Raw genomic sequence first — 6,663 nt, 5'->3', positions numbered from 1 at the left:
AGTTTCATGCACCAAACCTCCGCTCCACATTTCGGCCACCCTGACCCAGCCCCAGCCACCATTCCAGCCTGTTTACGAAATATTTGCCGTTTTGTGTGATCCTACAAAGGGCAAAACCAAAACCACCCTTCCATCTGGCCCCTAAACGCCCTATGGCACCGCACAACACAGACAGATGGATGAGCATAGTGACCAAACGCACGCCTATTTCTGATTTTGCCCAACATCTGCGGCACAATTCTTATTTCTCGCACACGCGCGAATGGAACCTGAACCAAATGCGGACCGACATTTTGTCGGGTCTTACCGTTGCTCTGGCGTTGGTGCCAGAAGCTGTGGCCTTTGCCTTTGTCGCCGGTGTTGATCCCTTGGTCGGGCTTTATGCTGCGTTTATTGTCGGGCTCATCACTGCCGCATTTGGCGGGCGGCCGGGCATGATTTCCGGCGCAACGGGTGCGCTTGCCGTTGTTATGGTCGCTCTGGTGGCGGATCACGGCGTGCAATACCTGTTCGCCACGGTTGTCCTGATGGGCATCATCCAAATCGCTGCCGGGATATTCAAGCTGGGCAAATTCATCCGCATGGTCCCCCATCCTGTTATGCTGGGGTTTGTGAACGGCCTAGCTATCGTGATTTTTCTCGCTCAATTGAGTCAGTTCCAAGTGCCTGGTTCAGCGACCGGCGGGGGACATGGTGTTGCGGGCGGTGAATGGATGACAGGGATGCCCTTATATCTCATGCTATTCCTGACCGTTGTCACGATGATGATCATCCACTGGGGCGGCAAATATATTAAGTTTATCCCAGCACCCTTGCTCGCAATTGGCGTTGTATCGCTGGCGGTGATCTTTCTAAACTTGGATGTCCCCCGCGTTGGCGATTTGGCATCCATTAAAGGGGGCTTGCCCCAGTTCCATATCCCAATGGTGCCTTTGAATTTTGAAACATTGCAGATCATTTTGCCATACGCTGTTATTCTTGCAGCGATCGGTCTGATTGAATCTTTGCTCACTTTAAACCTTGTGGCAGAAATTACCGAAACAAAGGGTGGTGCGTCCAAGGAAAGCATTGCCCAGGGTTTGGCCAATCTTATCACAGGTTTCTTTGGTGGCATGGGCGGCTGTGCCATGATCGGGCAGTCTATGATCAATGTGAAATCTGGTGGTCGCACGCGCTGGTCAGGCATTTCAGCCGCGCTGTTCTTGCTTGCCTTTATCCTTTTTGCCTCAAGCCTAATTGAGCAAATTCCATTGGCTGCACTCGTCGGCGTAATGTTTATGGTGGTGATCGGCACATTTGCTTGGCGCTCCATTCAAATCATGATGCGCATTCCGCGTGCAGATGCATTTGTGATTGTGCTTGTGACTGTGGTCACTGTCGCAACAGATTTGGCCACTGCTGTGGTGGTCGGTGTAATCGTAGCCGCGCTGGTTTACGCGTGGAACGCATCAACGCGTATGCACGCCACGACACCCGGGTATCACGAAGGCGATAAAGAAAAAATCTACAAACTTGAAGGCCCATTGTTCTTTGGTTCCATTGAGAGTTTTTCTCTCTTGTTCGATCCCAAAGAAGACCCAGAAACAGTGATTATCGATTTTGCAGGGTCACGCGTGGTCGATCACTCTGGGTTGCAGGCTATTGAAGCTTTGGCCGCAAAATATGAAGCCAATGGCACCAAGCTAAAATTGCGCCATCTTTCAAACGATTGCAAAAATCTGCTTAAGAAAGCTGGGCAATTGGTTGAGCCAGCAGAAGATGATCCAGAATATGCTGTTGCTACAGATTATGACCTGCAAACCGGTCGTCTGGATGCCGGGCACTAAAGCGAGTTTGCTGGATTGCCTTTGAATAAAAGGCAATCCAGCCGTTTCACGCCAAAACAAACCTAAGCGCGTACCCTGTTGCCTGAAACAATTGGGGGCAGATTGGGTTATGTAAAATGCAAGAACTGCTTAGGTTTTTGACCGTTCACAATGCAGAACTATTGTTCATGGCGGCTGCGATGCTTTTGGCATACGCAATTGCCCGCTTTGCGTCTGTGCGCTGGCAAATCGCGCTGGTGTTTTCGATCACGCCACCATTCGTGTTTTTGCTGCACGAAGAATACATTCTGCGTGATCTGCTGCACTTGCTTTCCTGAAATTTCTCTCCACACAAAATTCGGAGCATAACCTTTCGTTGCATTCGCACTATTGGCAAAAAGTTTTCCTCTTTGGGCATTCTCTTTTGGGTTACGACACCCCATATTGAATGTAATACAAAATCTCACAAAGGAATAATATCATGGGATTGCTAATTGGCGACGAAGCCCCCAATTTTGAAGCAGATACCACTGAAGGCCACATCAATTTTCATGACTATATTGAGGGTAGCTGGGCAGTTTTGTTCTCGCACCCGAAAAACTTTACGCCAGTGTGCACCACTGAGTTGGGTTACACCTCCAAACTAAAGCCTGAGTTCGATAAGCGTGGGGTCAAAGTGCTCGGCCTTTCTGTTGATCCAATTGAAGATCACAAGGCCTGGGTAGGCGACATTGAAGAAACACAAGGCACAGCGCTCAACTTCCCGCTGATTGCTGACCCAGAACGAAAAGTGGCAACACTTTACTCGATGATCCACCCGTCTGCTGACAACACCTTGACCGTGCGGTCCGTTTTTGTTGTCGGGCCAGACAAAAAAATCAAACTTAAGATCGAGTACCCAGCCTCAACGGGCCGGAACTTTGATGAAGTGCTGCGCGTTATCGATTCATTGCAGCTGACTGCTAAACACCAAGTGGCAACGCCAGTGAATTGGAAAGACGGTGACGATGTAATCATCGTACCAGCTCTTTCAAATGAAGATGCAGCTAAGAAGTTCCCAGAAGGCTGGAATGAAATGAAGCCATATTTGCGGATTGTGAAACAACCGACGTCATAAGAATTCAGCTAACGCAAACTACTGATCATTAAGGCGGCCAATGGCCGCCTTTTTGGTTTAAAGGCGGGAGAGTCTATTTTGCTCTTCCAGCAAAACTTGGCGCAGCTCAGCATCCTCTCTTGCCCGATCGCGCATTTTTCGCGATACGTCGTAATTCAAGAAGCGGATATCTGACACAATATCGTCGCGGTCTGCTTGGGTGATATCCGGTTGAGCCAGCTTTTCGGTTAGGGTTTCAATTTGATTTTGCAATGACTCTATGTCTTTGTCTATTGAGTGGACGTCGTTGGCCTCGCGATAAATACGCAAAAAACTGATGCCCATTTCCCCAGTGCACACGCCATTATAGGAGCGACCGGCCAAACCCACTTTCGCTGCATTGTTTGGGGTGCAATAGAATTTGAGCCCGGCGGCATGGCCTTTGTTATATAGGCTGCGATCAACGCTTATTCCATGCTTTGAACAAGCTTCATTGTGCTCGCTAAAGCGTGCCGTTGAATGTCCCGCCCGACCATCGGCCTCACCCACAGATTGCCAATCGCCTGTTTGGCACTGCGATTTGCTCAACGTCGCGCAACCCGCCAAAACTGCCAAAAGCAAGAACGAGGCCGTTAAAACCAAATAGCGCACGATAAACTCCGTTGTTGTTGAGCCATTTAGACAAAATCAATTGCGCTTGGCAACTGGTGCAGCAAAGTTGACTAGATTTCGAGTTCTTCGCGCGTCTTCTTTGTCAATTTGGCGGTAATAATGTCATAGGCTTGTTTGATATAGGCTTGGCAGGTCTCTTCATCCCAATTGGCTTTGTGCGAAATCTGCACCCACTTTGCCCGCGCAAGATATTTAGCCGGTCTAATGCCTTCTTGCGTCGGCAAAATGGCAAAAGACTGATCCGAGCATTTGAAACTGATGATATCCTGATCCGCATCATCCCAGCGGCTGTAGATCGCAAATATCTTGCCACCAATTTTGAAGACAGAGGCATTCCCCCATTGCACCACATGGGTTACTTTGGGTAGCGAAAAGCAATAAACTTCAAATTGTACGCGCGTGAGCATAATTGTTACGCACCACCAATTGTGCAACTGACCCCAGTTCCCTTCAGGCCGCAATAGCCATTGGGGTTTTTTGCCAAATATTGTTGGTGGTACTCCTCGGCAAAATAAAACTCTTCTGCAGGTTTGATCTCGGTTGTTATTGGACCATAGCCGCTGTCTTTGAGTGAGCTGGCATAAGCCTCATAGCTCGCGCGCACCACTTTTTCTTGTTCAGGCGAAGTGAAATAGATAGCACTCCGATATTGGCTGCCCACATCGTTGCCTTGGCGATTGCCTTGGGTTGGATCATGTTCTTGCCAAAAGTGCATCAAGATTTCCTGAAGGGAAATTATACTTGGATCATAGTTGACCAGAACGGCTTCCGCATGCCCGCTTTGTCCGGTGCAAACTTCTTGGTAGCTGGGATTGTCTTTGTGTCCGCCTTGATAGCCAACTGCCGTCACAAATACACCGTTAAGGCGCCAAAACAACCGTTCGGCTCCCCAAAAGCAGCCCAATGCTAAGTATATGGTTTGATTTTGCGATGGATAAGGCCCCGAAATAGGGTTGCCGTTTACGAAATGGCTCATCTGTGCGATTTTAATGTCCATTGTTGTCACCTTATAGTTCGTCAATATGCTTATAGCGTTCTCGAGTACGCGTTCGCCCAAGAAAAAGAAAAAACACCCCAAGAATGGCGCAGATCAGCCATGCAGGCGCCCCCAAAATGGTGACAATGATTGGATCCCATACGATTGGATGTACATAACGCTGGATGATTGCTTGCAAAGTGTTGAGGGTCAATGTGTCAAGTGCCCGATCGATCTCAAACCAAATCTGCCCCAATGGCGTGAACACCAATTCGTTAGATGAGAGCACTTTTGCGCCGTCCATGACAATCATGATCAGCATAAGGGCCAAAAACAGCGAGCCAATGAGGCGCGTAATCATTCGCATAAGACAATCCAGTTGGTTTCTTTGTTCGGTTTGGTGATACTAGTCACGCAAAAAATGCGATTCAAGCACTCAACGCATAAGTGAACACTTGCGATCAGTTTCGCGATCAGTATAGTGCGCGCCAATGCAACTGTGTTTGCCACCTGATTTGGTGCGCATTTGCTTGCGGAGAGGTGGCCGAGTGGTCGAAGGCGCACGCCTGGAACGCGTGTAGGCGGGTAACCGTCTCCAGGGTTCGAATCCCTGTCTCTCCGCCATAACTTTCTTCAACCTTCGCTGAAGTGAATTGGCGGAATATTAAGTTGAAAAACCGATCGCCAGCTTCAAAGTTTAGAGGTGCAGGTTACGACGTAAGGAACGCCCATTCCTCACTCTACAATCGACTTCGTCTCAATCGCAAAAACAGTCGAAAAAAATACGATCACAGATCTGTTTATCTCATCAGTCTCTAGCATGCGTACAAGACGGCGAACAGGTTTTATGCTCAAAAAAGAGCGCCTTGACCAGCAAGTTTGACATGACCAACAACAGAGTGACCTGACGATTGAGGTTCGACTTCTCAAGGACTTTTTTTAGTTGATTGCGACGCGTTTCGTAGGAGACACCGTCTTCAGCACTGATCTCGCGCAACGACTTCGAGCACAAAAGCTGCTTGAGCAGCTGAAGTTCACTATTGGTTAGAGTTGCATCAAATTCCATCGTAAACGTTGCAGCGATCAGCCAATCAGGCACCGGTGTAAGCGCGAGCGGTGTTTGATGATCAAAGTCGATGACGAAGAAACCGCCCTTTTCAAGCGCCAAAGGAGGAGAGGCATTCTGCTCAAAATTGTTTGTTGCCTCGATCGAAAATCTAGGCGCCATCGTTGAATTCATTTCTTAGACCAACCGCAGTTTTGCTGATCGCTCAGCATCAGCATTCCGCCACACAAAGTGTTCCGCCGGCCGTCGTTACGCGTTGGCACTGTTGGACCTATCAAAATTCACCTCCGAAACGGGCAAACAAGCTTGCTTCTTCAAATATTGCGGAGCCGGCGAGTAAAGGTGATCGCTCATTGTTTGGTGAGAACTGGGCTTGCCCAAACAGATGCGCCGCGTTCGCTGTAATTCCAACTTGTACACTCAAGAATTCAGAAAATTCATGCTCAAATGCAAACACCGTCCCCATCTCAAGTCCAAACAGAGTATATTGAATTTGTAGTGGCGAGCCTTGGTTTGTACGCAAGTGGTGTGTGTCGTCAATAATAGCTAGGCTCGGCCCGACCAATGCGCTCATATCAAAGGTCGTTCGCTCACCAAGTCGCGTTGACAGGCTTGGGCCCAGCCGGATTGACGTCCTCGTTGTGCGATGCGTTATGACTGGCTGTGTGTCCGTAACAAAAGGAAGCGATTGGCATACACCTCCGCATATCAGGCCTCTGTTTTCCCGTATGTCATGCCCAACTTTTGTCTCAATGGCTAAAGAAAGCGTCGTCGCATTACCGATGCGGGCTATAGGCGCAGAGCGAAATTTTGCTGCAATTTCGACATTTGCCGGCACCTGTGTGCGGCTAGTTGTTTGTGAAAAAAGCACTTGATCAGCAAGGTAATCGTTATCTATGAACTCGGAATGTGCCCGGAATGCAGCTTTGATGCTTACCTCAGTCTCACTTCCTTCACCGCTATTTTGTCTGAAACCCAATTTGGCAGACGAGTGCAACTGCCCGGGATAAATGAGAGAACTGGTTGGACTGCCCAATATGGGATTGAG

Annotated in this window: 9 protein-coding genes and 1 tRNA gene; 4 read left to right on the top strand and 6 right to left on the bottom strand. The window is 48.8% G+C overall.

Annotation, left to right across the window (positions count from 1 at the left end; translation table 11 throughout):
• The first annotated feature begins 278 nt into the window (after positions 1–278).
• The 3 genes from Q0231_RS14660 to Q0231_RS14650 all read left to right on the top strand — a co-directional run bounded on the left by Q0231_RS14660 (position 279) and on the right by Q0231_RS14650 (position 2,922).
• The gene (locus tag Q0231_RS14660) at positions 279–1,826 is read left to right on the top strand and encodes a SulP family inorganic anion transporter (protein ID WP_299348584.1); all 1,548 of its coding nucleotides are present in this window, start codon (positions 279–281) and stop codon (positions 1,824–1,826) included.
• A gap of 116 nt (positions 1,827–1,942) precedes the next feature.
• A complete protein-coding gene (locus Q0231_RS14655; RefSeq protein ID WP_299348582.1) occupies positions 1,943–2,143 on the top strand; it encodes a hypothetical protein in 201 nt (66 codons plus the stop codon).
• A gap of 143 nt (positions 2,144–2,286) precedes the next feature.
• Complete coding sequence (locus Q0231_RS14650) at positions 2,287–2,922, top strand: peroxiredoxin (RefSeq protein ID WP_269393023.1); 636 nt, start codon at positions 2,287–2,289, stop codon at positions 2,920–2,922.
• A 57-nt stretch (positions 2,923–2,979) separates the two neighbouring features.
• Here Q0231_RS14650 and Q0231_RS14645 read toward each other — a convergent pair whose 3' ends face one another.
• The 4 genes from Q0231_RS14645 to Q0231_RS14630 all read right to left on the bottom strand — a co-directional run bounded on the left by Q0231_RS14645 (position 2,980) and on the right by Q0231_RS14630 (position 4,916).
• Entirely contained in the window at positions 2,980–3,552 is a 573-nt protein-coding gene (locus tag Q0231_RS14645) for a DUF2799 domain-containing protein (RefSeq protein WP_269393022.1), read from the bottom strand.
• Positions 3,553–3,623: 71 nt separating this feature from the next.
• Entirely contained in the window at positions 3,624–3,980 is a 357-nt protein-coding gene (locus tag Q0231_RS14640; protein WP_269393021.1) for an MmcQ/YjbR family DNA-binding protein, read from the bottom strand.
• Between the two features lie 5 nt (positions 3,981–3,985).
• On the bottom strand, positions 3,986–4,570 hold the full coding sequence (gene msrA / locus Q0231_RS14635; RefSeq protein ID WP_269393020.1) for a peptide-methionine (S)-S-oxide reductase MsrA: 585 nt from the start codon (positions 4,568–4,570) through the stop codon (positions 3,986–3,988).
• Positions 4,571–4,580: 10 nt separating this feature from the next.
• A complete protein-coding gene (locus Q0231_RS14630; protein ID WP_269393019.1) occupies positions 4,581–4,916 on the bottom strand; it encodes a hypothetical protein in 336 nt (111 codons plus the stop codon).
• 167 nt (positions 4,917–5,083) lie between these two features.
• Between Q0231_RS14630 and Q0231_RS14625 the strand changes: the two genes are divergently transcribed.
• Positions 5,084–5,173: transfer RNA gene (locus Q0231_RS14625), tRNA-Ser, on the top strand.
• Between the two features lie 184 nt (positions 5,174–5,357).
• Here Q0231_RS14625 and Q0231_RS14620 read toward each other — a convergent pair.
• Together Q0231_RS14620 and Q0231_RS14615 are read right to left on the bottom strand one after the other, a co-directional pair.
• Positions 5,358–5,777, bottom strand: coding sequence for a hypothetical protein (locus Q0231_RS14620; RefSeq protein WP_269393018.1), 420 nt, complete (start codon positions 5,775–5,777; stop codon positions 5,358–5,360).
• A gap of 112 nt (positions 5,778–5,889) precedes the next feature.
• Entirely contained in the window at positions 5,890–6,189 is a 300-nt protein-coding gene (locus tag Q0231_RS14615; RefSeq protein ID WP_299348577.1) for a hypothetical protein, read from the bottom strand.
• Positions 6,190–6,663: the final 474 nt, after the last annotated feature.

The organism is uncultured Maritalea sp. (assembly GCF_937139385.1).
Taxonomy (GTDB): Bacteria; Pseudomonadota; Alphaproteobacteria; order Rhizobiales; family Devosiaceae; genus Maritalea; species Maritalea porphyrae_A.
Note: the sequence above shows the minus strand (reverse complement) of the source record. Positions and strands in the feature narration are given on the sequence as shown.